General features: G+C 55.5%; 26 protein-coding genes. 5 read left to right on the top strand and 21 right to left on the bottom strand.

Going from position 1 to position 25,822, the window contains the following annotated elements; translation table 11 throughout:
- Positions 1-38: 38 nt before the first annotated feature.
- From tolB to KO536_RS12920, 12 genes are all read right to left on the bottom strand, one after another.
- Positions 39-1,289, bottom strand: coding sequence for a Tol-Pal system beta propeller repeat protein TolB (tolB, locus tag KO536_RS12975; RefSeq protein WP_016782234.1), 1,251 nt, complete (start codon positions 1,287-1,289; stop codon positions 39-41).
- A gap of 47 nt (positions 1,290-1,336) precedes the next feature.
- Positions 1,337-2,407, bottom strand: a complete 1,071-nt coding sequence (gene tolA / locus KO536_RS12970) for a cell envelope integrity protein TolA (protein ID WP_219262067.1) — start codon at positions 2,405-2,407, stop codon at positions 1,337-1,339.
- Positions 2,407-2,859, bottom strand: coding sequence for a protein TolR (tolR, locus tag KO536_RS12965; protein ID WP_162200692.1), 453 nt, complete (start codon positions 2,857-2,859; stop codon positions 2,407-2,409). The genes tolA and tolR overlap by 1 nt, the downstream gene beginning before the upstream one ends.
- 23 nt (positions 2,860-2,882) lie before the next feature.
- Complete coding sequence (gene tolQ, locus KO536_RS12960) at positions 2,883-3,578, bottom strand: protein TolQ (RefSeq protein WP_016782231.1); 696 nt, start codon at positions 3,576-3,578, stop codon at positions 2,883-2,885.
- A complete protein-coding gene (gene ybgC, locus KO536_RS12955) occupies positions 3,568-4,035 on the bottom strand; it encodes a tol-pal system-associated acyl-CoA thioesterase (protein ID WP_133077398.1) in 468 nt (155 codons plus the stop codon). Before ybgC ends, tolQ begins: the two co-directional genes overlap by 11 nt.
- 137 nt (positions 4,036-4,172) lie before the next feature.
- Positions 4,173-5,231, bottom strand: coding sequence for a Holliday junction branch migration DNA helicase RuvB (gene ruvB, locus KO536_RS12950; RefSeq protein WP_019823257.1), 1,059 nt, complete (start codon positions 5,229-5,231; stop codon positions 4,173-4,175).
- The gene (gene ruvA / locus KO536_RS12945; protein WP_133077397.1) at positions 5,232-5,840 is read right to left on the bottom strand and encodes a Holliday junction branch migration protein RuvA; all 609 of its coding nucleotides are present in this window, start codon (positions 5,838-5,840) and stop codon (positions 5,232-5,234) included.
- 111 nt (positions 5,841-5,951) lie between these two features.
- On the bottom strand, positions 5,952-6,476 hold the full coding sequence (ruvC, locus tag KO536_RS12940) for a crossover junction endodeoxyribonuclease RuvC (protein WP_133077396.1): 525 nt from the start codon (positions 6,474-6,476) through the stop codon (positions 5,952-5,954).
- A gap of 132 nt (positions 6,477-6,608) precedes the next feature.
- The gene (locus KO536_RS12935) at positions 6,609-7,355 is read right to left on the bottom strand and encodes a YebC/PmpR family DNA-binding transcriptional regulator (RefSeq protein ID WP_019823260.1); all 747 of its coding nucleotides are present in this window, start codon (positions 7,353-7,355) and stop codon (positions 6,609-6,611) included.
- 109 nt (positions 7,356-7,464) lie between these two features.
- Positions 7,465-9,240, bottom strand: coding sequence for an aspartate--tRNA ligase (gene aspS, locus KO536_RS12930; protein WP_019823262.1), 1,776 nt, complete (start codon positions 9,238-9,240; stop codon positions 7,465-7,467).
- Between the two features lie 109 nt (positions 9,241-9,349).
- Positions 9,350-9,571, bottom strand: a complete 222-nt coding sequence (locus KO536_RS12925; RefSeq protein WP_019823263.1) for an FmdB family zinc ribbon protein — start codon at positions 9,569-9,571, stop codon at positions 9,350-9,352.
- Positions 9,572-9,752: 181 nt separating this feature from the next.
- Complete coding sequence (locus KO536_RS12920) at positions 9,753-10,115, bottom strand: ribbon-helix-helix domain-containing protein (RefSeq protein ID WP_133077395.1); 363 nt, start codon at positions 10,113-10,115, stop codon at positions 9,753-9,755.
- Between the two features lie 850 nt (positions 10,116-10,965).
- Between KO536_RS12920 and KO536_RS24450 the strand changes: the two genes are divergently transcribed.
- Positions 10,966-11,568, top strand: coding sequence for a cold-shock protein (locus KO536_RS24450; RefSeq protein WP_133077394.1), 603 nt, complete (start codon positions 10,966-10,968; stop codon positions 11,566-11,568).
- 66 nt (positions 11,569-11,634) lie between these two features.
- Here KO536_RS24450 and KO536_RS12910 read toward each other — a convergent pair whose 3' ends face one another.
- The 3 genes from KO536_RS12910 to KO536_RS12900 all read right to left on the bottom strand — a co-directional run bounded on the left by KO536_RS12910 (position 11,635) and on the right by KO536_RS12900 (position 12,781).
- Positions 11,635-11,841, bottom strand: a complete 207-nt coding sequence (locus KO536_RS12910; protein WP_133077393.1) for a SlyX family protein — start codon at positions 11,839-11,841, stop codon at positions 11,635-11,637.
- Between the two features lie 2 nt (positions 11,842-11,843).
- Complete coding sequence (locus tag KO536_RS12905) at positions 11,844-12,269, bottom strand: HIT domain-containing protein (protein ID WP_219262066.1); 426 nt, start codon at positions 12,267-12,269, stop codon at positions 11,844-11,846.
- Positions 12,270-12,643: 374 nt separating this feature from the next.
- Positions 12,644-12,781 carry a hypothetical protein gene (locus tag KO536_RS12900; RefSeq protein WP_219262065.1) on the bottom strand — a complete coding sequence of 46 codons (138 nt, stop codon included), beginning with the start codon at positions 12,779-12,781 and terminating at the stop codon, positions 12,644-12,646.
- Between the two features lie 268 nt (positions 12,782-13,049).
- Here KO536_RS12900 and KO536_RS12895 point away from each other — a divergent pair, with 268 nt between their 5' ends.
- Complete coding sequence (locus KO536_RS12895) at positions 13,050-14,333, top strand: OprD family porin (RefSeq protein ID WP_133077391.1); 1,284 nt, start codon at positions 13,050-13,052, stop codon at positions 14,331-14,333.
- A 266-nt stretch (positions 14,334-14,599) separates the two neighbouring features.
- On the opposite strand, the gene KO536_RS12890 is transcribed toward KO536_RS12895, so the two are convergent.
- A complete protein-coding gene (locus tag KO536_RS12890; RefSeq protein WP_019823275.1) occupies positions 14,600-15,442 on the bottom strand; it encodes a mechanosensitive ion channel family protein in 843 nt (280 codons plus the stop codon).
- Between the two features lie 138 nt (positions 15,443-15,580).
- On the bottom strand, positions 15,581-16,066 hold the full coding sequence (locus KO536_RS12885) for a YajQ family cyclic di-GMP-binding protein (protein ID WP_019823277.1): 486 nt from the start codon (positions 16,064-16,066) through the stop codon (positions 15,581-15,583).
- Between the two features lie 116 nt (positions 16,067-16,182).
- Here KO536_RS12885 and KO536_RS12880 point away from each other — a divergent pair, with 116 nt between their 5' ends.
- From KO536_RS12880 to KO536_RS12870, 3 genes are read left to right on the top strand one after another with little or no spacing between them, the layout of a single operon-like run.
- Positions 16,183-17,148 (top strand): putative 2-dehydropantoate 2-reductase, encoded by a 966-nt coding sequence (locus tag KO536_RS12880; RefSeq protein WP_219262064.1) that lies wholly within the window; start codon positions 16,183-16,185, stop codon positions 17,146-17,148.
- 47 nt (positions 17,149-17,195) lie between these two features.
- Positions 17,196-19,232: an ATP-binding protein gene (locus KO536_RS12875; RefSeq protein ID WP_133077389.1), complete on the top strand. Its 2,037-nt coding sequence runs from the start codon at positions 17,196-17,198 to the stop codon at positions 19,230-19,232.
- 2 nt (positions 19,233-19,234) lie between these two features.
- Positions 19,235-19,816, top strand: coding sequence for a cob(I)yrinic acid a,c-diamide adenosyltransferase (locus tag KO536_RS12870; RefSeq protein WP_133077388.1), 582 nt, complete (start codon positions 19,235-19,237; stop codon positions 19,814-19,816).
- A 63-nt stretch (positions 19,817-19,879) separates the two neighbouring features.
- On the opposite strand, the gene KO536_RS12865 is transcribed toward KO536_RS12870, so the two are convergent.
- The 4 genes from KO536_RS12865 to secA form a co-directional block, all read right to left on the bottom strand.
- A complete protein-coding gene (locus KO536_RS12865) occupies positions 19,880-20,824 on the bottom strand; it encodes a Nudix family hydrolase (protein ID WP_219262063.1) in 945 nt (314 codons plus the stop codon).
- Entirely contained in the window at positions 20,821-21,453 is a 633-nt protein-coding gene (locus KO536_RS12860) for a glutathione S-transferase (RefSeq protein ID WP_133077386.1), read from the bottom strand. The genes KO536_RS12865 and KO536_RS12860 overlap by 4 nt, the downstream gene beginning before the upstream one ends.
- Positions 21,454-21,550: 97 nt before the next feature.
- Complete coding sequence (gene argJ, locus KO536_RS12855) at positions 21,551-22,768, bottom strand: bifunctional glutamate N-acetyltransferase/amino-acid acetyltransferase ArgJ (RefSeq protein WP_133077385.1); 1,218 nt, start codon at positions 22,766-22,768, stop codon at positions 21,551-21,553.
- Between the two features lie 116 nt (positions 22,769-22,884).
- Positions 22,885-25,632, bottom strand: coding sequence for a preprotein translocase subunit SecA (gene secA / locus KO536_RS12850; RefSeq protein ID WP_219262062.1), 2,748 nt, complete (start codon positions 25,630-25,632; stop codon positions 22,885-22,887).
- Positions 25,633-25,822: the final 190 nt, after the last annotated feature.

Here is a 25,822-nt window from a genome sequence, read left to right as displayed (position 1 = left end):
ATGAACCCCAAGTGTTATGTGAAACGTACAGCACCACGTCAGTTCAGGTAAGGGGACCAGGAAGGTTCTCTGACTTCGCCTTGAGCGGTAGGAAGAGGGAGCCTTACGCGTCCATTGATAGACACGAGCATCAAGACTCCCCGGCCCTGCTGGCGGGTGGCGTAGATTACCATGGTGCCGTTGGGTGCAACAGTAGCAGACTCATCAAGGTTGGTATCTGTGAGGATTTTCACGCTTCCACGTTGCAAATCTTGCGCCGCAACACGGAAATTGGTGAAACCGTCCTGACGATGGATCATTACCAGGGTCTTTTCGTCAGCCGAAAGCTTGGGACTGGCGTTGTAGTTCCCGATAAACGTCACGCGCTCTGCGTTACCGCTGCCTACATTGGTTTTGTAAATCTGCGGTTTGCCGCCACGGTCAGAGGTGAAGTAGATGGTAGAACCATCTTTACCCCAGAACGGTTCGGTATCGATTGCCGGGTTGTTGGTGACGCGAGTCAACCCACGGGAAGCCAGATCCATCACGTAGATCTCGGCATTGCCGTCTTTGGACAATACGAACGCCAGCTTGGAGCCATCCGGCGACCATGCAGGCGCACCGTTCAAACCTTCAAAGTTGGTGATTTGCTCGCGACGACCAGTATCAATGTTCTGCACAAAGATACGAGGACGTTTCTGCTCGAACGATACATAAGCGATGCGCTTGCCATCCGGTGCAAAACGCGGCGACAGGATCGGCTCGCGCGACTGCAGCAAAGTAACGGCACGGGCACCATCGTAGTCCGAGCGCTGCAAGGTGTAACGGGTGTTGGTTGCACTTGCACGTTCTGCTGTTACATAAAGCAGGCGAGTTGAGAATGCACCTTTGATGCCCGTCAGCTTTTCAAACGACTGGTCGGAGATGTAATGCGCCATGTCCCGCAATTGTTCAGCCGTTCCCGACACACTGCCAGTCAATACTGGCTGCTCGGTGGCAACGTTGAACAAAGCATATTGCACCTGCAGGCGACCGCCCGCTGGCACGATATTACCGACCATTACGTATTGGGCACCCAGGGCTTTCCAGTCGCGAAAAATGACTTCGCTGGCCTGAGTCGGCAAGCCGATCATGTTCTGCTTTGGAATCGGCGCGTAATAACCCGAGTTGCGCAGGTCATTGCCGATGATTTCAGCCATGTCATCTGGCAATACGGTGCCGCCCTGCCAGCCAAAAGGCACTACGGCAATAGGCGTCGCCCGGTCGCTACCGCTGGTGACCAGAATGTTCTTTTCATCTGCTACAGCCATCCCTGCCAAGCAGCAGACGACGACCAGCAGTCCTCGAAAAAGTTTAATCACAAGGCTAGATCCTCAGGTGTGAATGTCATCTTGAATGATCGATAAGGATTAAAATCGCTGGGTTTCATACCCTGCATTTCCGTTAAACGGCCAATGTTCTTGACCGCTGCCACAGCCGAGCTATCGAACGGCCCGTCACCACTGGATTTGGCAACCGTCACAGACGTCACCGTGCCATCTGGCAACATGCCAATTTGCAGCACCACTGTCATGTTCTTGCGCGCCGACGGCGGACGAGCCCACCCTTCTGCTGCACGAGCACGAATCAGGTCATCGAAACTGCCGGCGACCTCATCACCTTGCTCATCTGCCAGAGCTTGCTGGCGTTGCGGCGTGTCGGAAAGCAAATCAGCCAAGGCTTGCGCCTTTTTCTCTTCGGTCGATTTACGTGCTGCTTCTACGGCCTTTTTCTTGGCTGCATCGGCAGCGGCCTTTTTCTTCGCATCTTCGGCGGTTTTCTTCTTCGCCTCGTCTGCTACGGCCTTTTTCTTCGCATCTTCAGCCGCTTTTTTCTTGGCGTCTTCAGCGGCCTTTTTCTTGGCCTCTTCTTCCGCGGCCTTCTTGGCCTCTTCCTCGGATTTTTTCTTGGCTATGTCAGCCAGTTTTTTCTCTTCGGCTTTCTTAGCTTCCGTAGCCTTTTTAGCATCGTCGGCTTTCTTGGCTTCATCAGCCTTCTTGGCCTCGTCTGCCTTTTTAGCTTCGCTCGCCTTGGCTTCGTCAGCTTTCTTGGCTTCTGCAGCTTTTTCGGCAGCCTCTTCTTTCTTTTGTTCCGCGGCTTTTACAGCTTCCTGCTCAACCTTCTTCTGTTCCATCTGCTCGACTTCGGTCTGACGCGCGGCGGATTTCTTCGCCTCACCCGCAATCTTTTGATTGGTCTGAGTGGTCGCCTGACTTTTTGACTTCAGTTGATACAAGGTTGCCTGAACAATCGGTTTTGAAGGCGGCAGATCCGGGGTCATGGCAAAACTGACAAACAGCATGCCAAAAATCAGAACGTGCAGCCCTATCGCCCAGACTGTAGGCCAAAAATAATTTTCAGAGGCGGACGGCTCCCGCTGTTCGCGCATCAGGGAGCCTCGGTTATCAAGCCAACGTTACCGACCCCGGCCTTCTGAAGGCCACCCATAGCACCCATTACCGCGCCGTAATCAACGGTTTTGTCACCGCGAATGAAGACCTGGGTGTGTTTGCCGCCTTCATTGCCTGCGCGAATGATCTTAGTCACAGCGTCAGTCATCTGAGGCAAGGTCATTGCCTTGTCCATCTGCTTATCGGTATCAACTTCACTGCCAAGATTCCAGAAATAGGTCTTGTCAGCCTTGATCGAAATAGTCAGAACCTGAGTGTTGTTGTCTTGCGGCAAAGCCTCGCTGGAGACCTTGGGCAAATCAACCTTCACACCCTGATTGAGCATCGGAGCGGTCACCATGAAGATAACCAGCAGTACCAGCATCACGTCGATGTAAGGCACCACGTTCATCTCGGCAACCGGCTTGCGCTTCTTGCGAGCTCGAGCGATTAAAGCCATTGGAAATTACCTGCTTATTCTTCGCTGGTGTGCACTTTGCGGTGCAGGATCGCCTGGAATTCGTCGGCGAAGGTGTAGTAGCGGCTGATCAGGGTTTCACTGCGAGCTGCAAAACGGTTGTAAGCGATAACCGCCGGGATAGCAGCGAACAAGCCGATGGCCGTTGCAATCAATGCTTCGGCAATACCTGGCGCTACGGTAGCCAGTGTTGCTTGCTGGGCAGTTGCCAGGCCACGGAAGGAGTTCATGATGCCCCATACGGTACCGAACAGACCGATATACGGGCTCACGGAACCTACAGTGGCCAGGAACGGCAAGCTTTGCTCAAGCTTTTCTTCTTCGCGGGAGATGGCGACTCGCATGGCACGTGCAACACCTTCCATCACCGCTTCAGGATCAACGCCCGGCTGCTGACGCAGACGCGAGAACTCTTTGAAACCGGCACGGAAGATTTGTTCAACGCCAGAGTCCGGATCAGGATTGCTGCCTGCCTGACGATACAGCTTCGACAGGTCGATACCCGACCAGAAACGCTCTTCAAAGCTTTCCAGGGCACGTCGACCGGCGCGCAGCATTGTGCTGCGCTGAAAAATCATGACCCACGAGGTAACCGATGCGGCCAGCAGGGTCAACATTACCAACTGCACAACAATGCTGGCATTGCTAACCAAGCTCCACATGGAGGAATGGTCGACGACGTTAGCTTCCACGCTTTATCTCCTGCTCTAAATGTTTACCCGCGCCGCTCACGTCGGCAAAGGCCGTACGTAAAGCTTCGGGAATGGCCCGGGGTTTGAAACTATCGGCGCGCACACAGGCCACCAAAAATTGCCCTTCACAGAGCAACGTTGCATCTGCAGCCCGCCAGACCTGTTGCTTGAAACGCAGACTGGCACGGTTGAGCTCTGTTACTTGCGCACTTACCAACAGTTCGTCGTCCAGTCGCGCCGGTGCGTGGTAACGCGCCTCGCTGGAATGCACGACAAATAACAGGTTCTCACCCACAAGCTCGGACTGGGCAAAGCCCATCTCCCGTAGCCTTTCGGTTCGAGCCCGCTCCATAAATTTTAGATAATTTACGTAATACACGACGCCACCCGCATCGGTGTCCTCGTAATAAACGCGACAGCGATGTGCGAATGGCTCTAGCCTGTTTTGCGCGCGCATACTCTAGTGCTTACTCCTCAGGTTGCCAATCCGCCAGACGACTGTTTTTTACGCTTCTTGAGCTTTATGACCCAAGATTTTCAACGCCAGCCCTTGAGACAGCAAAAACCTTAAAAAAATCGGCCGCCAAGGGCTTATTAATCGTCCAGGGCATTCAAAAATTCGTCTACCACAGGCATGTCACCCAGACGGGACGGAATATTCAAACCGAAGTGCAGATACGCATGACGGGTCACAACGCGCCCGCGCGGCGTGCGCATGATGTAGCCCTGCTGGATCAGATACGGCTCCAGCACATCTTCAATTGTATGACGCTCTTCGCTGATCGCAGCGGCCAGACTGTCTACACCTACCGGCCCACCATCGAACTTCTCGATCATGGTCAGCAGCAAACGTCGGTCTTGATGATCAAAACCATGCTCATCAACGTCCAACAGGTTCAACGCCAGATCTGCCACCGGCTTGGTGATGTGCCCTTTGGCCCGTACCTCGGCAAAATCTCGCACACGACGCAACAAACGGTTGGCAATCCGCGGTGTACCGCGAGCCCGCCGGGCAATTTCGTAAGCCCCCTCAGGATCGAGTGGCAGACCAAAAATCCCCGCGGAGCGACTGACAATCGTCGCCAGGTCGTCAGTACTATAGAACTCCAGTCGCTGAACAATCCCGAAACGATCGCGCAAAGGGTTGGTCAGCATCCCGGCGCGAGTCGTCGCACCCACCAGGGTAAAAGGCGGCAGGTCTAGCTTGATGGAGCGCGCTGCTGGCCCTTCGCCAATCATGATATCGAGCTGAAAGTCTTCCATTGCCGGGTAGAGCACTTCTTCGACGATGGGTGACAGACGATGGATTTCATCGATAAACAGCACGTCATGGGGCTCAAGATTGGTCAGCAAGGCCGCCAAATCGCCCGGGCGCTCCAACACAGGACCTGACGTGCTTTTAATGGACACCCCCATTTCCTGGGCAATGATATTGGCCAGCGTGGTCTTGCCCAGTCCCGGCGGCCCGAAAATCAGCGTGTGGTCCAACGACTCCGAACGCCCGCGTGCAGCCTGGATAAACAGCTCCATTTGCTCACGTACGGTTGGCTGACCAATATAGTCGGCCAGGCTCAAAGGACGAATTGCCCGGTCCTGAACCTCTTCCCGGTCTCGTCCGCCTGAGGCCGTTATCAAACGATCAGCTTCAATCACTTAAATCATCCCCTTAAGGGCGCGACGAATCATATCTTCACTGCTCAACGTTTTGTCCTTGATTGCCGAAACAGCCTTGCTCGCTTCCTGGGGCTTGTAACCCAGGGAAATCAAGGCACTGACCGCATCACTTTCAGCACTGGCCACCTGTATCGGGGCATCAGGCTGGTTAGGCACCAGGGCGAACATGCTTGGCACCTGCTCCCATGCCTTGAAGCGATCCTTCAATTCGACCAGCAATCGCTCGGCTGTCTTTTTCCCGACACCCGGGACCTTGGTCAAGGCGGACGTATCCTGAGCCTGCACACAACGAACAAGCTCATCGACTTCAAGGCTGGACATTAAAGCCAGGGCCAGCTTTGGACCGACACCGTTGAGCCGGATCAGCTCACGAAAGAAATCGCGCTCGCGCTTGCCTATGAAACCATAGAGCAACTGGGCGTCTTCGCGAACTACCAGATGGGTATGCAGGGTCAGAGGCTCGCCGATAGACGGCAACCGATAGAGCGTGGTCATGGGCACTTCCAGCTCGTAACCCAGGCCATTTACATCAAGAATCAGGTGCGGCGGCTGTTTTTCAGCCAGAGTCCCGCGCAAGCGTCCAATCACGTTTCAGATCCTTTTCTCTGGCCAGATCAATGGCTGACAAGTAGAACGACAGGGACGCATCATTACAGATGACACCCTGCCAGCAAGCATAATCAGGTTAAACATCACGTCTCAGAGCCGCAAACGCCCACCACGGCTTCGCGCCGCACCCAAACCGTGGGGCAACAGACTCGAGCGAGTGTGGGCATGACACAAGGCAATTGCCAGCGCATCGGATGCATCGACTTGCGGCTTAGTGGTCAGTTTGAGCAGGTGCATGACCATCATCATCACTTGCTCCTTATTGGCACCACCAGTACCGGCCACAGCCTGCTTGACCTGAGTTGCCGAATATTCGGCGATCTCCAGACTTTCCTCGGCCCCGGCAACAATCGCCGCACCCCTGGCCTGACCCAGCTTGAGTGCCGAGTCGGCATTGCGCGCCATGAACACCTTTTCGATGCCCATAGTAACGGGGCCATACGTCTGAATAACTTCACGCACCCCACGATAGACAATCAGCAACCGCTCATGCAGCTCGCCGCTACCCGTACGAATGCACCCTGAAGCCACGTACACACAGCCACGCCCAGTGTCTCGCACTACGCCATAACCGGTGATTCGCGAACCAGGATCGATACCAAGAATAAGAGTCATAACGCCTACAGCTTATGAAGTGACGCCTACCGGCCTATACCCGGACAGCTTAAAGGCAGAAGCCGGAGGTGCCCAGCGCCGCTATCGTCGCGACGGAGCACCTCCGGCCTCTTGATTGACGCAGCCAGTATGTCAGGCAAGCTGTTCCAGGACAGCGTCAGGGATCTCGGCATTGGAATACACGTTCTGCACATCATCCAGATCTTCAAGCATGTCGATCAGCTTGAGCACCTTTTCAGCACCCTCCAGGTCCAGTTCGGCACTGGTGGTGGGTAGCATCACGATCTCTGCGTCAGTCGGAGCAAAGCCTGCAGCTTCCAGAGCGTTGCGAACCGCGTAAAAGCTTGAGAACGAAGTGAACACGTCAATGGAGCCATCTTCGTTGGTGACTACGTCGTCAGCATCAGCCTCCATCGCCGCTTCCATCAGCGCATCTTCATCAACGCCAGCCACATAGGAAATCTGCCCCTTGCGCTCAAACAAGTACGCAACCGAACCGTCAGTGCCCAGGTTTCCGCCGCATTTGCTGAACGCATGCCTTACAGCTGCAGCGGTGCGATTGCGGTTGTCGGTCATGCACTCGACCATCACTGCAACGCCGCCAGGACCGTAGCCTTCGTAGCTCAGCTCGACCATATCGTCGGTATCAGCTGCGCCAGCACCACGGGCAACCGCACGATCAATGATGTCGCGGCTCATGTTCGCACCAAGTGCCTTGTCCAGCGCCAGACGCAGGCGCGGGTTGGAGCCCGGATCACCGCCACCCTGACGGGCAGCAACGGTTAGCTCACGTATCCACTTGGTGAAAATCTTGCCTTTTTTGGCATCCTGACGCTCTTTGCGGTGCTTGATATTCGCCCACTTAGAATGACCTGCCATAACGCACTCCGAATCCTTTATGAAACATTGCCCGGTCTTGGCCCGGCAATAAAAATTCTCGACCCAAATGACAAAGGCGCATCCGGAGATGCGCCTTTGAGGGCCAGCTTTACTCAGCCTTTGGCTGTTCGCGCAAACGAATATGCAGCTCGCTCAACGCCTTGTTATCAACGACGCCAGGAGCCTGAGTCATGACACAGGCGGCACTCTGGGTTTTCGGGAAGGCAATCACTTCACGAATCGACTGAGCACCGGTCATCAGCATCACCAGACGGTCCAGGCCGAAGGCCAAACCACCGTGGGGCGGCGCGCCGTATTTCAGAGCATCGAGCAGGAAGCCAAATTTCTCTTCCTGTTCTGCTTCATTGATACCCAACAGGCGGAAGACCGCTTGTTGCATTTCCTTGCGGTGGATACGGATCGAACCACCACCCAACTCAGTACCGTTCAACACCATGTCATAGGCACGGGACAACGCGGTAGCCGGGTTGGCCTCGAGCTCTTCAGGCGAGCACTTAGGCGCCGTGAACGGGTGATGCAGGGCGCTGAAGCTGCCGTCTGTGTTCTCTTCGAACATAGGGAAGTCAACAACCCACATCGGTGCCCACTCGCACGTCAGCAGGTTCAGATCGTTACCGACCTTGATACGCAGCGCACCCAGGGCTTCGCTAACGATCTTGGCCTTGTCGGCACCGAAGAACACGATGTCGCCATCAACGGCGCCAACGCGATCCAGGATCACATTGAGGTTGGCTTCAGGGATGTTCTTGACGATCGGCGACTGCAGACCCTCAACACCCTTGGCACGCTCGTTGACCTTGATGTAAGCCAGGCCACGTGCACCGTAGATGCCAACAAACTTGGTGTATTCGTCGATCTTGCTACGCGGCATGCTCGCGCCGCCAGGAACGCGCAAGGCAGCAACGCGACTTTTCGGGTCATTGGCCGGGCCGCTGAACACCTTGAATTCCACTTCCTTGAGCTGATCGGCAACATCAACCAGTTCCAGCGGGTTACGCAGGTCAGGTTTGTCGGAGCCGTAACGGCGCATGGCCTCTTCCCAGGTCATGTGCGGGAACTCACCGAATTCCAGACCCAGCACTTCCTTGAACAGGTTGCGGATCATTTCTTCGGTCAGGCCCATGATCTCGGCTTCGTTCATGAAGCTGGTCTCGATGTCGATCTGAGTGAACTCAGGCTGACGGTCGGCACGCAGGTCTTCGTCACGGAAGCACTTGGCGATCTGGTAGTAACGGTCAAAACCGGCAACCATCAACAGCTGCTTGAACAGCTGTGGCGATTGCGGCAAGGCAAAGAAGGAACCTGCGTGAGTACGGCTTGGCACCAGATAGTCACGTGCGCCTTCTGGCGTGGCACGGGTCAGAATTGGCGTTTCGACGTCCAGGAAGCCGTTCTCGTCCAGGAAGCGACGGATGCTGGTGGTCATGCGCGAGCGCAGACGCAGCTTCTCGAGCATTTCAGGGCGACGCAGGTCGATGAAGCGATAACGCAGACGAGTTTCTTCGCCAACGTCGGAGAATTCGTTGAGCGGGAACGGCGGGGTTTCGGCTTCGTTCAGAACTTCCAGCTCGTATCCCAATACTTCGATCATGCCCGACGCCATGTTGGCGTTGCCGGCACCGGCAGGACGCAGGCGCACCTTGCCAGTGACCTTTACCACGTACTCACTGCGCACACGATCGGCGGCAGCGAAGGTCTCGGCGCGGTCCGGGTCAAACACCACCTGGGCCAGACCATCACGATCACGGATATCGAGGAAAATCACCCCACCGTGGTCACGGCGACGATGGACCCATCCGCAAAGGGTAATTTCCTGGCCTTCCAGGCTTTCGTTCAGTTGGCCGCAATAATGGCTGCGCATCATGGTAGTGGTTTCACTTCTCGTAATTCGAAATTCGGTGGAGGTCTTGCGCACCGTCGGTGCTGGTAACCATGCAAGAGCCCGCTTGTGTTCTGACTGCTTTCGCTCAGTCTCAGTCGGATTTATCGCCGCCTGCCAGATTCTTTTTCGAGCCTGTCTTGAAGTCTGTTTCATACCAGCCTGTACCGCTGAGGCGAAAACCTGGCATGGACAGCATTTTTTTCAATTCAGGGGCCTGACAGGCTGGACAATCAACCAGCGGCGAAGCGCTGATCTTTTGAATGGCTTCCAGCTGATGACCACAGGAAGCGCACTGGTAATCGTACATGGGCATTGGCGTGTCTCGACAATCCGTTAGCGGCAACCCTTAAAGAGGGCCACACAGCAAAGGGCGAGATTATATCTGGTAAATCGAGCCATTGCAGCCGCATGAGCAGCCAGAAGCCCCTAAATGCATCATAAATATCGAGCGATTACAAGACACCGAACGTCCTCCCCCAGCCGAGCACCCTGCCTCACCCCATGACCACCTGGTTTTGCACTCCCTCACGGGAGTCGCGCGCCCTCTTCAATAAATGCATCACACAGACAACTCGAATGAGCCCGCTGAAATTTCTTACCCCCCCATAACGCAAATGCACTTCGCGGTCGATATACGACAACAACGTATTTACCGAGCAGTCATTAAGTCGCGAAATATCAGATAGCACCTCCCAATATACTTCCTCAAGTCGCAAACAGGTGGCAAAACCATTTAACCTGACCGACCGCGAAAGTGGCTGAGCCAACGTCATGCCAAAATCAAGTATCACGGGATCAACCCCAACTCTCTGCAGTAGTTTTCCCCTGACGCTTTCTTGCCGAATCAATCGCCTCATATCCAGAGCACTCCATTGCGAAACACTAGAATTAATGAAAGATTTTGTGCAGAACACACTCCATCAAACGATATGTAAAAATCCTTATCCAGCGGACCAGACCCTCAAGCCTGTAGGAGCGCTCTCGGTCCGAGCGGCGAATACGAGCAGCCTCAAGCCTTGAGCCAACGACGCGGGCGTCGTGATTACGCAGAGATGTGCACCTGAAACCAAATAGCAGAACCCGGACAGAGTACACAACTTCCAAACCCACTAATGTTCTTGGCCACTCCCCTCTATGCATACTCGCCAACAGACACGGGAATATGCCTAAAGCCTGATCAGGTATCACACCAACTTGCACTTCCATTAGTGTGTCAACCACCGAGATTTCCACTTCCACCTCGACTTACAAATACCCCTGCATATAACCGTACACATCCAGCCCACCTAAACCGCACGCGAACAGAAATACCCGCACCATGAACATTAGCGACTGCAAAAAGCACAAAAAATTAACGACCAACGGTCTCCAACACAACGCCCCGGACAATAGCGGTCTCAACAACCTTCTGAGAGCACCACTGCGGCCACACGCAGAAAGAGGACTACATGCGTCTAGGACAAGGTTTTCGCTAAAAACAGATTTTGCCTAGGCATCCTCCAGTAACCTCGCTCACAGATAGCTCCATACGCTTAATTTGAGTAGGCCCAAGCTTTACTGTTAAATTGGCAGCGTGTCGCCCTCTTCCAGCCTCTATCGAGGGCGCATAGGCTGATGTGTACACGTGTCCGGCGCCTCCACTTTTTTTGAAGCGAACCGTGTGCAATCAGCTCTTCCTTGCGATCCATCTTAATGTGAGTCATTGAAATGTTGAAAATCGTCCACCTGCTAACGGGTGCAGCGGCTTTGCTGCTGTCCTTTATTCCCAGCCTGCAATCCGAAGCGCTACCTTACCTCCAACACCCTGATGCCCTTTACCTGGCTTTTCTTGGCCTGCTGAACCTGACACTGGCTCCAGTCATTCCATTCTGGAACAAAGGCCCGCGTCACCAACTGCAGAATCTGGTCAGCGCCCTGCTGGTGCTGTCCGTTGTCCTGCAAACACTGACTCTGTTCGGCCTTCTGCTGCCGATCGGTGATCAACCTGCAGTATTGCTTGGCCTGACTCCTGCAGTCATTGCCGTGCTGCTTCATCTGACCGTCAGCTTCTATAAATCATCACCGTCATCCTCCTCACAAAGCTATGACATGACCAACCGTGATACAGGGACGGTCAAGTGGTTCAATACCTCGAAAGGTTTTGGCTTTATCTCCCGAGATTCCGGGGATGATATTTTTGTGCACTTTCGCGCCATCCGCGGCGAAGGCCACCGTGTTCTGGTGGAAGGGCAGCGCGTTGAGTTCTCTGTCATGAACCGCGACAAGGGCCTGCAAGCTGAAGATGTGATCGCAGCACTGCCGCGACGTTGATTCAAGCGTAAAAAAACCGCGATCAGCCAAGCTGTATCGCGGTTTTTTTTGCCTGCACAAAATGACTTAATAGTGCGGCGGCGGGGCTTCCTCTTCGAACGACTCGAACTGCCCGCCCATTTCTTCCTGGCGCTTGAGCAAGGCAGCCATTTGCATTTGCAAACGATCTACCGCGTTTTGCTGCATTACCAGTACATCATTCAATGCCTGAATGGTGTCATCCTGAAAAGCCAAACGACTCTCAAGGTCCATCACTCGCGATTCAAGCGTCATAATCAACCCTCCGAAAAAGTAAAGCCTGCATCAAGAACCGACGCCAGCCTGCCCCGGACAGCATTTACATCAGCCTGCGTATAGGGTTTGGCAGGATGCTTGCCCCACACCGGCCCCGGCCATGCCACGTCAGTCTGATAACGAACAATCACGTGCATGTGCAATTGACTCACCACGTTACCCAGCGTGGCGACATTCATTTTGTCCGCACCAAACAACCCTTTCAGTACTCGCGCCAGAGCGGTCGTCTCAGCCCACATCATCTGCTGCTCAGAGTCATCCAGTTGAAACAATTCGGTTATACCCTCGCGCCGTGGCACCAGAATAAACCAGGGGTAATTCGAATCGTTGGACAGCAGCAAGCGGCACAAGGGGAAATCCCCTATGAGCCAGGTATCCTCATGAAGGCGTGTATCCAAAGCGAACACTGGGAGCTCTCCTCTTTACCGTTCTTTTAAACTCAGCGTGCGATGAGACTCAGCGCCAGCCAGGTGACAGGCGCGAAGGATACCCTTGATCGACTCCTGCATCACGCCGACATCCGCGGATGCGCACACGAAAAGAGAGCAATGGACGCTCAATCAACAGCACACGGACACTTGTGCACCAAAACTGCACAAAACGAATGCTTTTAGTGCGCCAAAACGTCACTTACCACCCCATTAGGTGTTAACCGGTAACGTTTTAAGCGCGTTTTTTTAGCAGGAACGCCTTCTTGCGACGAAAAAGAACACGCCAAGGGCGCTCTTATCGCCGTTCGACCCAAGCAAGATCAGGCCTCATAGCTCGAAAACGAACAAAATTATTTATTTTTCATCACCACTGCTTTTTGAGCATGCTTGTTGCATAGAGCATTTACATAGTCGATAGGCTTCAGCCGGAATGCAGTAGCCTGACGATAAATAACAATAGCTGGTCCGTAGGAAATTGGAGTTTTCATTGTAGGCAGCCTGGATTCACCCATATGCCAAACGCTGAAAACAACACTGATTTAGATGCTGAAACACGGCATAACGCTGCGCGCTTGCGACATGTAGGGTGCTATTTGCGACATGCCTGTAAAGAAGCTGAAAGCTTATGAGAGCAAGTATCGCCAACATTGTCGGCGTGATATAAGTTTGCGCCGACACAAAAAGAAAGAGCCGCCCAGATAATAATTTCAGGTGGGACGGCAGTACTCTTCCTAAAAACCAAAGGAGCAAATCACGATGCGCGTGATGAAGTGGAGCATAATCGCCCTGGCTGTTTCAGCCGGTACTACTCAGTTCGCAATGGCCTCCTCCCAGGACGACGCCAAAGGTTTCATCGAAGACAGCACTCTGACTTCTAAAACCCGCATGCTGTACATGAACCGTGATTTCCGTAACGGCGCTGGCAACATCGCCAAGCCAACCGGCGGCTTCAAAAGCGGCTACCGCGAAGATTGGGGCCTGAGCGAACTGCTTAACTACCAGTCCGGCTTCACCCAGGGCACCATCGGTGTCGGTGTTGACGCTTTCGCCATGGGCACAGCACGCCTGGACGGCGGCGCTGGCCGTCAAGGCAACGGCCTGTTCGCCACCAAGAGCGACGGTTCTCCGGAAGATACCCAGTCGAAAATCGGCGGGGCTGTCAAATTCCGCGTTTCCGACACTGAACTGAAATACGGCAACCAATTCGTAGCCAGCCCGGTTTTCTCCACCGACGATAGCCGTCTGCTGCCAGAGGTTGCTACCGGCACCCTGATCACCAGCAAGGAAATCAAAGGCCTGGAGCTGAGCGCAGGTCGCTTCACCGCGCTGAGCTCGCAGACTGGCATGGCACGCGACAGCATCAATGGCAAAGGCCAGCCAGGCCTGACCGCTGCCAACATTGCCGGCGCAACCTACCAATTCACTGACAACTTTGTTGGTGGCGTGGCAGCATCCGACGTTGAAGACTACTTCAAGAAGCAGTACATCAACCTGAACTACACCCTGCCTATCGCAGAGTCTCAGGCCCTGAACTTCGACTTCAACGGCTATAAAACAACCAGCGATGGCAAGGAACTGCTGGGCAACGTGGACAACAAGATCTGGAGCTTGGCGGCTGCTTACAGCCTCGGCGCTCACAAGTTCACCATTGCTCACCAGCGCTCCACCGGTGACAGCGCTTACAACTACGGCATCGACGGCGGCGGCAGTATCTTCCTCGCCAACTCCGTACAGTACTCCGACTTCAACCAGCGCGACGAACGCTCCTGGCAGGGTCGCTACGACCTGAACATGACCAGCTACGGCGTTCCAGGCCTGAGCTTCATGGCTCGCTACGTTAAAGGCGATAACATCTCCACGACTGACGGCGAAGGCAAAGAGCACGAATTTGACTTCGAAACCAAGTACGTATTGCAAGAAGGCCCGGCCAAAGACTTGTCTTTCCGTCTGCGTAGCGCGATCTATCGCACCACCAGCAACAACGGCAACGATGTCAACGACTTCCGCCTGATTGCTGAATACCCGCTGAACATCTTGTAATCATGGCCTTCGGGCGATAGTTACATATACCGTGTTTAGTGAAAGCCACGCTCCTGTCTCAGGGCGTGGCTTTTTATTTGCCTGAATAAAAGTTCAGTTATATAGCAAGCTAACTAATAACTATAAATGCAACTAATTATCAATCGCCAAATTGACCGCCGAACATCTGCAACTACCTTCACAAGGTACAAAAACAATTAAAGGGGCATTTAGCCCCTTTAATGTTTACTCACACCCGACTCGATTGTCAGGTGCCATCTCTGACCTTACTGCGCAGCGACTTCCTGAACCACACGAACCACTCGTTGCGGAAAAGGAATATCCACGCCCTGAGCCTTCAAGCGATCGCGGGAATGTTCGTTGAGCATAAACAGGACATCCCAATAATCCGGGGTATTGACCCATACACGCAACGACATGGTGATCGCACTATCACCCAAGGCCGTGACCACAACAACTGGAGCCGGTTCTTTCAGGACGCGAGGGTCATCGGCCAGCGCCAGCAACACTTCACGGACCTTTTGAAGATCCGCCTCGTAGTCCACACCCACATCAAATACCACTTTGCGCGTCGGTTGACGGTTGTAGTTGGTGATGATGCCGTTGGACAGGTTGCCGTTTGGCACGATGACAGTTTTGTTGTCACCGGTGCGCAACACGGTGTGGAAGATCTGAATACTGTCCACAGTACCGCTTACGCCTTGCGCTTCGATCCAGTCACCGATCTTGAACGGACGGAACAGCAGAATCAGTACCCCACCCGCAAAGTTCGCCAGACTGCCCTGCAACGCCAGACCAATGGCCAGACCTGCCGCACCAATGGCCGCGACAAACGACGTGGTCTGGATACCGATCATTGACGCGACACTGACAACCAGCAGTATCTTGAGAATGATATTGGCGAGGTTGCTGATAAAGCCCTGCAACGCCAGGTCTGCCTTTCTCAGCGCCAGCAACTGGCCAATCTTGGTAGTCAAACGGTTGATCAGCCACCAGCCCACCGCCAGCGTAACCACTGCCAGCAGCACACGGCTGCCGTATTCCATGATCATGGGGATCCAGGCCTGGGAGGCCTTGATCAACTGATCCACTTCAGTGTTCAAATCCATTTACATCTCCTCGCGACAAAACTCGACGCCGTCATTTATTCAGCAAAACGATAAGGCAACCGTGGTCGCCAAACCGCTTGCGCCGCGCCCAGGAAATTTCGGACGGCAATGCGCGTCATTGGTTCCCTGGGCCCGTGATCAGTCGCGAAAATTGTTGAACTGCAGTGGCATGTCGAACGTCTTGGCACGCAGCGCTGCAATCGCATCCTGCAGGTCATCGCGTTTCTTGCCGGTGATGCGTACTTGCTCGCCCTGAATGGCAGCCTGAACCTTGAGCTTGGCATCCTTGACGTGAGCAACGATTTTCTTCGCCAGCTCTTTATCAATGCCTTCCTTGAGCACCGCTTCCTGCTTCATCAATTTGCCCGAAGCATAGGCATCCTTGACCTCAAGGCATTGAACGTCGATCTTGCGCTTGACCAGTGCCAACTTGAGGATCTCGATCATTGCTTCCAGCTGGAAGTCGGCTTCAGCGGTCAGATTGACCGTCAGATCCTTCTCCTTGAACTCAAAAGTGCCTTTACCCTTGAGGTCATAACGACGATCCAGTTCCTTGACGGCGTTCTCGACGGCGTTGGTGACTTCGTGCTTGTCCAGTTCGGATACCACGTCGAACGACGGCATGTAATTTTCTCCAATAATAAAGGGCGCGCTCAACACAGATGGAGCACGCCTGACCTGACAGTTAAAATGCGCGGGCATTATAGCGGTTCTTCGACTTCATTCACTTGCGAGCTCACATGCGAAATTCGGCCCTGCCACACACCCACTCCGACGTGCCTGCCCGGGCGAGTACCACCTGGCACGTTCTCGGCGCAGGAAGCATGGGCATGCTGTGGGCTACTCGACTGGCACGGGCCGGCTTGCCAGTGAAGCTCATCGTGCGCAACTGCGAACGCCTGCAAGCGTACAAAGCAGCCCGGGGTTTGACTCTGATTGAAGGCGAAGAGTCGCAAAAATGGAACATCCGCGCGCAAATTCCTGAAAACGGCGAGCCGATTCAGCGCCTGCTGGTCACCTGCAAAGCCTATGACGCGCAACAGGCCGTCGCGCAAATTGCCGCTCGGCTTACCCCGGACGCAGAAATAATCCTGCTGCAAAACGGCCTCGGCAGCCAACAGGCCGTCGCGGCCCTTGTGCCACACATTCGCTGCATCTTCGCCTCCAGCACCGAAGGCGCCTTTCGTGATGGTGATTGGCGCGTGGTATTTGCCGGCCGGGGTCACACGTGGCTGGGTGATGCCGATCAAGGCACCATCGCGCAATGGCTTGATGAACTTCAGCGCAGCGGCATTGATCACGAATGGAGCCCGAACATCCTGAGCCGCTTGTGGCGCAAGCTGGCACTCAACTGTGCAATCAATCCCCTGACGGTTCTCTACGACTGCCGTAATGGCGGGCTGCAAGCACACAGCGCCGAAGTGCACACCCTCTGCGCAGAGCTCAGCGCTCTGCTTGAGCACTGCGGTCAAGCCGGTGCCGCGGTCGGCTTGGCCACTGAAGTGGATCGCGTTATCCGGGCCACTGCCAACAACTACTCCTCCATGCACCAGGATGTTGCCCACGGCCGCCGTACCGAAATCAGCTACCTGCTCGGATATGCCTGCGAAGCAGCCCGCAGCAGCCAGTTCGCCGTCCCACACCTGCAGCACCTGCACCAGCGATTGACTGAACACCTGCAGCAGCGCGGATTGCCCTGTAACTGAGGGGCGCGCTACCCTGCCAGCATCTTCTTAATCTAAGCGGCCACTCCATGCCCTTGCGCCAGCGCCTTGAAAACCTACCGGTAGGCCAGAAGTTGCTGGCCGCCCTGCTCGTCTTGCTGGCTGCCGTCATGCTGGTTGCCAATTTGACGTTCATCAGTGTCGCGTACTGGATTTCCCACGAAAGTACCGCCCCGCAAGCCCTGCAAACACTGGGGCAACTGACTTCAAATCCTGACCTGATCGCTCATGCGCTGGATTCACCGCAGAGCGCAAAATCCCTGCTCAATGAAATCGGCAGCTACGCCCCCCTTCGCGCTGCCGCGATTTATGACAGCTCAGGAAACCTGCTGGTGCAGTTGCAACACGGTGAACACCTCCCGCTCCCCGAGCACTATCGCCAGATTGAAGCCTGGAGCCTCACCGAACTGCGCAGCCATCAAGTCACACGCCTGCACCACGGTGACCAACCACCCGGGCACCTGCTGTTGATCGCCAGCAGCGAGCTGCCCATGGCCTTCTACACCGGCACGCTGACGGCCAGCCTGGGCATTCTGGTGTTCAGCATTTTGCTGTGGTTCGTGGTGGCACGCCAGATCAAGCGCCTGATCACCCAGCCCATCCACCGCCTTGAAGAGCTGTCGCGCCAGGTCAGTCGCGAAGAAAACTACGCATTACGCGCAGCGCCAGGCAACAACGACGAAATCGGCAGCTTGGCCAGAGCATTCAACACCATGCTCTCGCGCATTGAAGTGCGTGACCAGGAACTCAAGCGCGCCCGAGACGAAGCCCGTGAAGCCTACGACCAAGCTCAGGCACTGGCCGAAGAAACCCGTCATGCCAATCGCAAGCTGGAGCTCGAAGTACAAGTTCGTAGCAAAATAGAGAAAAAACTCACCGGATTTCAGAACTACCTCAATTGCATCATCGACTCCATGCCTTCGGCCCTGATCGCGTTGGACGAAGAACTCTATGTCACCCAATGGAATCAGGAAGCCAGCGCCCTGTCCGGCACGCCATTGGACGATGCCATGAGCAAGCCCATTTACCTGGCCTTCGAACCCTTGAAACCCTTCCTGCCACAGCTCAAGGACACGATTGAGCACCACCGGGTAACAAAAATTGAACGCGTCACCTGGGGACAGGGCGAAGACGCTCACCACTACGCCCTGACCTTTTACCCGCTCATGGGCGGTGCCGGACGCGGCGTCGTGATCCGCATCGATGACATTACCCAGCGACTGTCACTGGAAGACATGATGGTGCAGTCGGAGAAGATGCTCTCCGTAGGCGGACTCGCTGCCGGCATGGCCCATGAGATCAACAACCCCTTGGGCGCTATCCTGCATAACGTGCAGAACATTCGCAGACGCCTGTCGAGCGACCTGCCAAGGAATATCGAGCAAGCCGAGCAGACCGGCATTGACCTGGACGTGGTCAATCACTACCTGCAGGCACGAGAGATCCCGCAGTTGCTTGACGGCATCCAGCAGGCCGGGGCCCGCGCAGCCAAAATCGTGACCCACATGCTCAGCTTCAGCCGCCGCAGCAACCGGCAAATGAGCCCCTGCGATTTATCGGCACTCATTGATCAAGCCCTGGACATTGCCAGCAATGATTTTGACCTGGCCATTGGCTTTGACTTCAAGGGCCAGGCCATCATCCGCCAGTTCGACCCACAGCTCGGCCCGGTACCCGGCATCCCCAACGAGCTGGAGCAGGTGCTGCTCAATTTGTTGAAAAATGCCGCCCAGGCCATTCATCAACGTACCGACAAGAGCGAGCCAGGGCGTATCATTCTGCGCACCAGACTGAATCCGCCATGGGCCGAGATTCAGATTGAAGACAATGGTATCGGGATGCCGGAGCCTGTGCGCAAACGAATTTTCGAGCCGTTTTTCACCACCAAGGAAGTTGGCCAGGGCACGGGGCTGGGCCTGTCCGTGTCGTACTTCATCATTACCAACAACCACAAGGGCCAAATGGAAGTGCACTCAACCCAGGGGCAAGGCACTTGCTTTACCCTGCGCCTGCCTTTAACCGGCAACCCGATGACCTACCCCGAATCAACCAAGGTGGAACTGTAAACATGGGCTTTCGCTTATCGAAAATTTACACTCGCACCGGCGACAAGGGCGAAACAGGGCTCGGCGATGGCCGCCGCGTACCCAAGGATCACCCCCGCATAGAAGCCATCGGCGAGGTCGACACGCTGAACAGTCAGGTGGGCCTGCTCCTGGCCGGGCTCATCGAGCACAGCGAACAGACCCCTGGCCTCATCGAGTTGATCGAAGTACTTGAACCCTGCCAGCATCGATTGTTTGACCTGGGAGGGGAATTGGCGATGCCCGAGTATCAGGCTCTCGACAAGGTCGAAATCGAGCGGCTTGAAGCCGCGATTGATCGCTGGAACGAAGAGTTGGGCCCGCTTGAGAACTTCATTTTGCCCGGTGGTTCGAGTCTGATCGCCCAAGCCCATGTTTGCCGCAGCCTGGCACGCAGCGCCGAACGCCGCTGCCAACAGCTCAATGCGCTGGAGCCCCTGGCGGGCGTTGGATTGGCTTATATCAATCGTTTGTCTGACGTGCTGTTTGTTGCGGCACGCTTGATTGCCAAGCGTCAGGGAATTGCAGAGATCCTCTGGCAAGCGGCAGCAAAGCCGGGGGTTTGACAGTCGAGTTCAGCACGTGTGGGAGCGGCGGTACGCCGCTCCCACAAGAGCTTGCGCAATTATTTAGACCTGTGGCCAGAACGCCCGAATTCCGGCAACGCCCTGTGCACCGATAGTCCACACCTGCTGACGATCATCAGGTCCCAGCCCGCCCAGCAAAAACACCGGCTTACTGAAATTGGCGATCAATTGTTGCGCCTGCTCCCAGCCCAGCGGTGGCGTATCAGGGTGAGTCTGCGTCGGCAGAACCGGCGACAGGGTCACGAAGTCCACATCCATCTGCTCGGCCAGCATCAACTCTTCAGCGTTATGGCATGAGGCTGCCAACCAGCGGTCTTTAGGCAACGGCCTACCCTTGGCGGCGTACTTGCGCAATTGCGCAGCGGTCAGATGCCAGCCCGCCGAAGGAAAGTCTCCCAACCACTCCAGCGGCCCCTTGAGCATCAGTTGCGCCTTGCCTGCACACAAACCGGTCGCATCTACCGCCAAATCCCGGTACTTGGGGTCATATCCATTGGGCGCACGCAGCGAAACCAATTTAATGCCACCGGCAATTGCCTTCTGGATACCGCGCAACAGCTCAGGGGTTTCAAGACCATCCGGAGTGATCAGGTATTGATCGGGCAAACGGGCAGCCGTAACAATCGGCTGGTTAGCCTCAGGGAACGCGTATTGCGCCAACTCGCGCGGGCTTACCCAAGCCAATGGCTGGCCTTCTGCACCATGAGGTTCACCGGTGAACGCTGAAACCTCCCACACATCCAGCAGAACATGCTTGTCCGGGTAATCATGTTGAACCTTGATCAAAGGCCGAGCAGCCTGAACCACAATGCCCAACTCTTCCTTCAACTCACGACCCAGTGCAGCCTCGACCGACTCCCCAGCCTCAACCTTGCCGCCTGGAAACTCCCACAGGCCGCCTTGATGCTGAGAATCAGCGCGACGAGCGATCAGAATCTTCCCGTCAGTGCCCCGGATAACGGCCGCAGCCACATGAACTCGTTTCACCCTTGTACTTCCTCTAATCCGGCCTGTTGCCAGGCTTTGAACGCGGGCCATTGGTAAATGGCGTCGATATAAGCTTCATCTTCAGCTGACAGCGCAACGCGGTAAGTTCGCAGGCGAACAGCCACCGGAGCAAAAAAAGCATCGGCCACACTGGATCGACCGAACAGATAAGGCCCGCTTTCGGTCGCCACTGCGCGGCACTCTGCCCACAGCGCGCTCATCCTGTCGATATCGGCCTGGGCCTCGGCAGGCATGGAGAGCAGCGCCTGATCACGACTCAAATCAAATGGCAGATTGCTCCGCAAACCAAAAAATCCGCTGTGCATTTGCGCGCACGCCGATCTGGCCTGAGCCCGCGCAGCGACATCTTCCGGCCACAGTCGAGCGGCCGGAAAACACTCATTCAGGTATTCCGCGATAGCCAGCGAATCAGCGATGGTGCCGTGTACGGTCTTCAGCAGCGGTACTTTTCCCGTTGCCGAGTGTTGGAGAATAAGTGCCCGGGTATCAGGCTGGCCCAGCTTGATCAGCGTCTCGGTGTACGGTGCACCCGCCAGATCCAGCGCCAGCGCGGCGCGCAGGGACCACGATGAATGCAACTTGTCGCCAATGATCAGGTGAAAGCTCATAGATAGGCACCTTGAGAAAAGGGAGAGCTGATAAAGCGGGGGTATTACGGGCCCATCAGCGCCGAGGCGACTGACAGGCCCGCAATGTCGAGACGACTCAGGTACGGTATTCGGCGTTGATTTTCACGTACTCGTGGGACAAGTCCGTCGTCCAGATGGTCTCGCTGCAAGCACCACGCCCCAATTCGATACGGATGGTGATTTCTTCACGGGCCATCACTGCAGAACCCTGCTCTTCAGTGTAAGTGGCCGAACGTGCGCCACCACTGGCAATGCACACCTCACCCAGGAACACATCAATCTTGCTCACGTCCAGATCCGGCACGCCAGCACGGCCCACAGCGGCCAGGATGCGGCCCCAGTTAGGATCGGAAGCAAACAACGCGGTCTTGATCAGCGGCGAATGGGCAACGGTGTAGCCGACGTCCAGGCATTCCTGATGATTACCGCCGCCATTCACTTCAACAGTGACAAACTTGGTTGCGCCTTCGCCATCGCGCACGATGGCCTGCGCCACGTCCATGCAGACTTCCAGCACTGCCTGTTTCAACGCAGCAAACAGTGGGCCGCTGGCCTCGGTGATTTCAGGCAAAGCCGCTTTACCCGTAGCAATCAACATGCAGCAGTCGTTGGTCGATGTATCACCATCGATCGTAATGCGGTTGAACGACTTGTTCGCGCCGTCGAGCAGCAGGTTTTGCAGCACATCGCGGGCAACCTTGGCGTCGGTTGCGATGTAGCCCAGCATGGTGGCCATATTGGGACGAATCATCCCTGCACCTTTGCTGATGCCCGTAACAGTGATGGTTACGCCTTCGTGTTCGAACTGACGGCTGGCACCTTTGGGCAAGGTGTCAGTGGTCATGATGCCGGTTGCAGCCTGCGCCCAATTATTTTCGGACAGATCGTCCAGAGCGGCTTGCAATGCACCTTCGATTTTCTCAACCGGCAGCGGCTCACCGATCACACCGGTGGAGTACGGAAGCACGGCACTGGCGGGCACGCCCGTCAGCTCGGCCAGTTTGTCGCAGGTACGGGTTGCCGCAATCAGCCCTGGCTCACCTGTGCCCGCATTGGCATTGCCCGTGTTGGTCAGCAAGTACCGCACCGGGCCTTGCACACGCTGCTTGGCCAGGATGACAGGCGCGGCGCAGAACGCATTCAGGGTGAATACACCCGCCACGCTTGAGCCTTCAGCGCAGCGCATAACCACCACATCCTTGCGCCCTGGACGCTTGATACCGGCTGAAGCTATACCCAGTTCAAAACCGGCCACCGGGTGCAAAGTAGGCAAAGGACCAAGACCAACAGCCATGACGCGCTCCTAAATAAGTGTTGTGCGCCGCCGCAAAGGGACGGGAATTCAATGGTAAAACGCCGCGACGGCTAATGCCGGTCGCGGCGCAGGTGTTTCAGCAGTTGAAGCGGGCTTTAGTTGATTTGCCCGTGACAGTGCTTGTATTTCTTGCCCGAGCCGCAGTAGCAGAGTTCGTTGCGACCCAGCTTTGGCTCGTTACGAGCAGGCTCGGCAACCACGCCAGCCACATCGGCGCCTTCCAGCACCTTGGCCAATGCGTCTGGCTGATCAAGGCCCGGCGCTTCGGCATGCTGGAACTGCAAACGCGAAGCCAGGTCTTCAGCTTCCTGACGCAGGCGTGCTTCTTCGGCTTCAGGGTCTTCGCGACGAACCTGTACATGTGACAACACACGAATCGAATCGCGCTTGATCGAATCAAGCAGCTCGGAGAACAGGTTGAACGACTCCCGCTTGTACTCCTGCTTCGGGTTCTTCTGTGCATAACCGCGCAAGTGGATACCGTGACGCAGGTGATCCATGGTCGACAGGTGGTCTTTCCACAGGTCATCCAGTACGCGCAGAACAATTTGTTTCTCGAACGTGCGCAGCGCTTCAGCACCGGCCTGATCTTCTTTTTCGCTGTAGGCAGCAATCAGCTCGTTCAGCAGCTTCTCGCGCAGGGTTTCTTCGTACAGGTGATCATCTTCGTCGAGCCATTGCTGGATCGGCAATTTCACGCCAAAGCCGCTTTCGATGGCAGCTTCCAGGCCTTTGACGTCCCACTGCTCCGGCAACGATTGCGGCGGAATGTGAGCGCTGATGGTGCTGTCGAGAACGTCCTTGCGGAAGTCTGCGATGGTTTCACCGATGTTGTCGGCTGCCAGCAACGTGTTACGCATGTGATAAATCACTTTACGCTGTTCGTTGTTGACGTCATCGAACTCCAGCAATTGCTTACGAATGTCGAAGTTGCGACCTTCAACCTTGCGCTGCGCCTTTTCGATCGCGTTGGTCACCATGCGGTGCTCAATCGCTTCGCCAGACTGCATGCCCAGGGCTTTCATGAAGTTCTTCACCCGATCAGAGGCAAAGATGCGCATCAGGCTGTCTTCAAGCGACAGGTAGAAACGACTGGAACCTGCGTCACCCTGACGACCGGCGCGACCACGCAACTGGTTGTCGATACGGCGCGATTCGTGACGCTCGGAAGCGATCACATGCAGGCCACCCGACTCCAGCACTTGCTGGTGACGCTTTTGCCAATCGGCCTTGATCTGTGCGATCTGCTCAGGCGTCGGATCTTCCAGGGAGGCGACTTCCACTTCCCAGTTGCCGCCCAACAGGATGTCAGTACCACGACCCGCCATGTTGGTAGCGATGGTCAGCGCACCCGGACGACCGGCCTGGGCAATGATCTCGGCTTCTTTTTCGTGGAACTTGGCGTTCAGAACCTTGTGCTCAATACCTTCCTTGTTCAGAAGGTTGGACATGTGCTCGGAGGTTTCGATGGTCGCTGTACCCACCAGCACTGGACGGCCTTTGGCCATGCAGTCCTTGATGTCAGCCACAATCGCCGCGTACTTCTCATCGGCGGTGAGGAACACCAGGTCGTTGAAGTCCTTGCGCGCCAGTGGCTTGTTCGGCGGGATAACCATCACCGACAGACCATAGATCTGGTGGAATTCAAACGCTTCGGTGTCCGCAGTACCGGTCATGCCCGACAGCTTGTTGTACAGACGGAAGTAGTTCTGGAAGGTGGTCGTAGCCAGGGTCTGGCTCTCTGCCTGAATATTCAGGCCTTCCTTCGCTTCGATAGCCTGGTGCAGGCCTTCGGACAAACGACGACCCGGCATGGTACGGCCAGTGTGTTCGTCGACCAGCAATACCTGACCGTCTTCAACGATGTATTCAATGTTGCGATTGAACAGCTTGTGAGCACGCAGCGCGGCGTACACATGGGTCAACAGGCCCAGGTTGTGTGCCGAATACAGGCTCTCGCCTTCTGCGAGCAAGCCGATCTGGGTCAGCATGTCTTCAACGAACTGGTGACCGGCTTCGTTCAGTTCTACCTGGCGAGTCTTTTCATCAATGGTGAAATGACCTGCCTTGGTAACTTCACCTTCGACTTCCTCGATGTGCATCTCAAGGCGCGGGATCAGTTTGTTGATTTCGGTGTACAGCTTGGAACTGTCTTCGGCCTGACCGGAGATGATCAGCGGAGTACGGGCTTCATCGATCAGGATGGAGTCGACTTCGTCGATCACGGCGAAATTAAGCTCGCGCTGGAATTTTTCTTCCATGCTGAAAGCCATGTTGTCGCGCAGGTAATCGAAGCCAAACTCGTTGTTGGTACCGTACGTGATGTCGGCGGCGTAGGCTTCACGCTTCTCTTGAGGCGGCTGGAACGGCGTTACAACACCGACTGTCAGGCCCAGGAATTCGTAAAGAGGACGCATCCAGTTGGCATCGCGGCGAGCCAGATAGTCGTTCACGGTGATGACGTGAACGCCTTTACCCGACAGCGCGTTGAGGTAAACCCCAAGGGTCGCGACCAAGGTCTTGCCTTCACCAGTACGCATTTCAGCGATCTTGCCTTCGTGCAAGGTCATGCCGCCGATCAACTGAACGTCGAAGTGGCGCATGCCCATGACACGCTTGCCTGCCTCACGGCATACCGCGAAAGCTTCCGGCAACAGTTGGTCGAGGGTCTCACCTTTGGCTATGCGGGCCTTGAACTCTTGGGTCTTGGCGCGCAATTGCTCATCGGTCAGGGCAACCATCTGCTCTTCGAAGGAATTGACGACCTGTACTGTCTTGAGCATGCGTTTAACTTCGCGCTCGTTCTTGCTTCCAAAAAGTTTCTTTAACAAAGGCGCAAACATATCGGCAGGATCTTCCACACATAGGGATGGAGGGCGGCCCCGAGAGTCGCCCGAGCAGCCCTGATGGCCGCATGCGAACGAGCATTCTACCCGGAAACGGCGGTGAGGAAAGTGGCGTTATTCCACGATACTGGTACAGCGTTGTGAAGGGGCTTACATAAAATAAGGGCTTTTTGCTGAACTTCAAGGC

The sequence above is a fragment of the Pseudomonas sp. NKUCC02_KPG genome, assembly GCF_019345465.1.
Classification (GTDB): Bacteria; Pseudomonadota; Gammaproteobacteria; order Pseudomonadales; family Pseudomonadaceae; genus Aquipseudomonas.
This window is presented reverse-complemented; position numbering and strand designations above follow the sequence as displayed.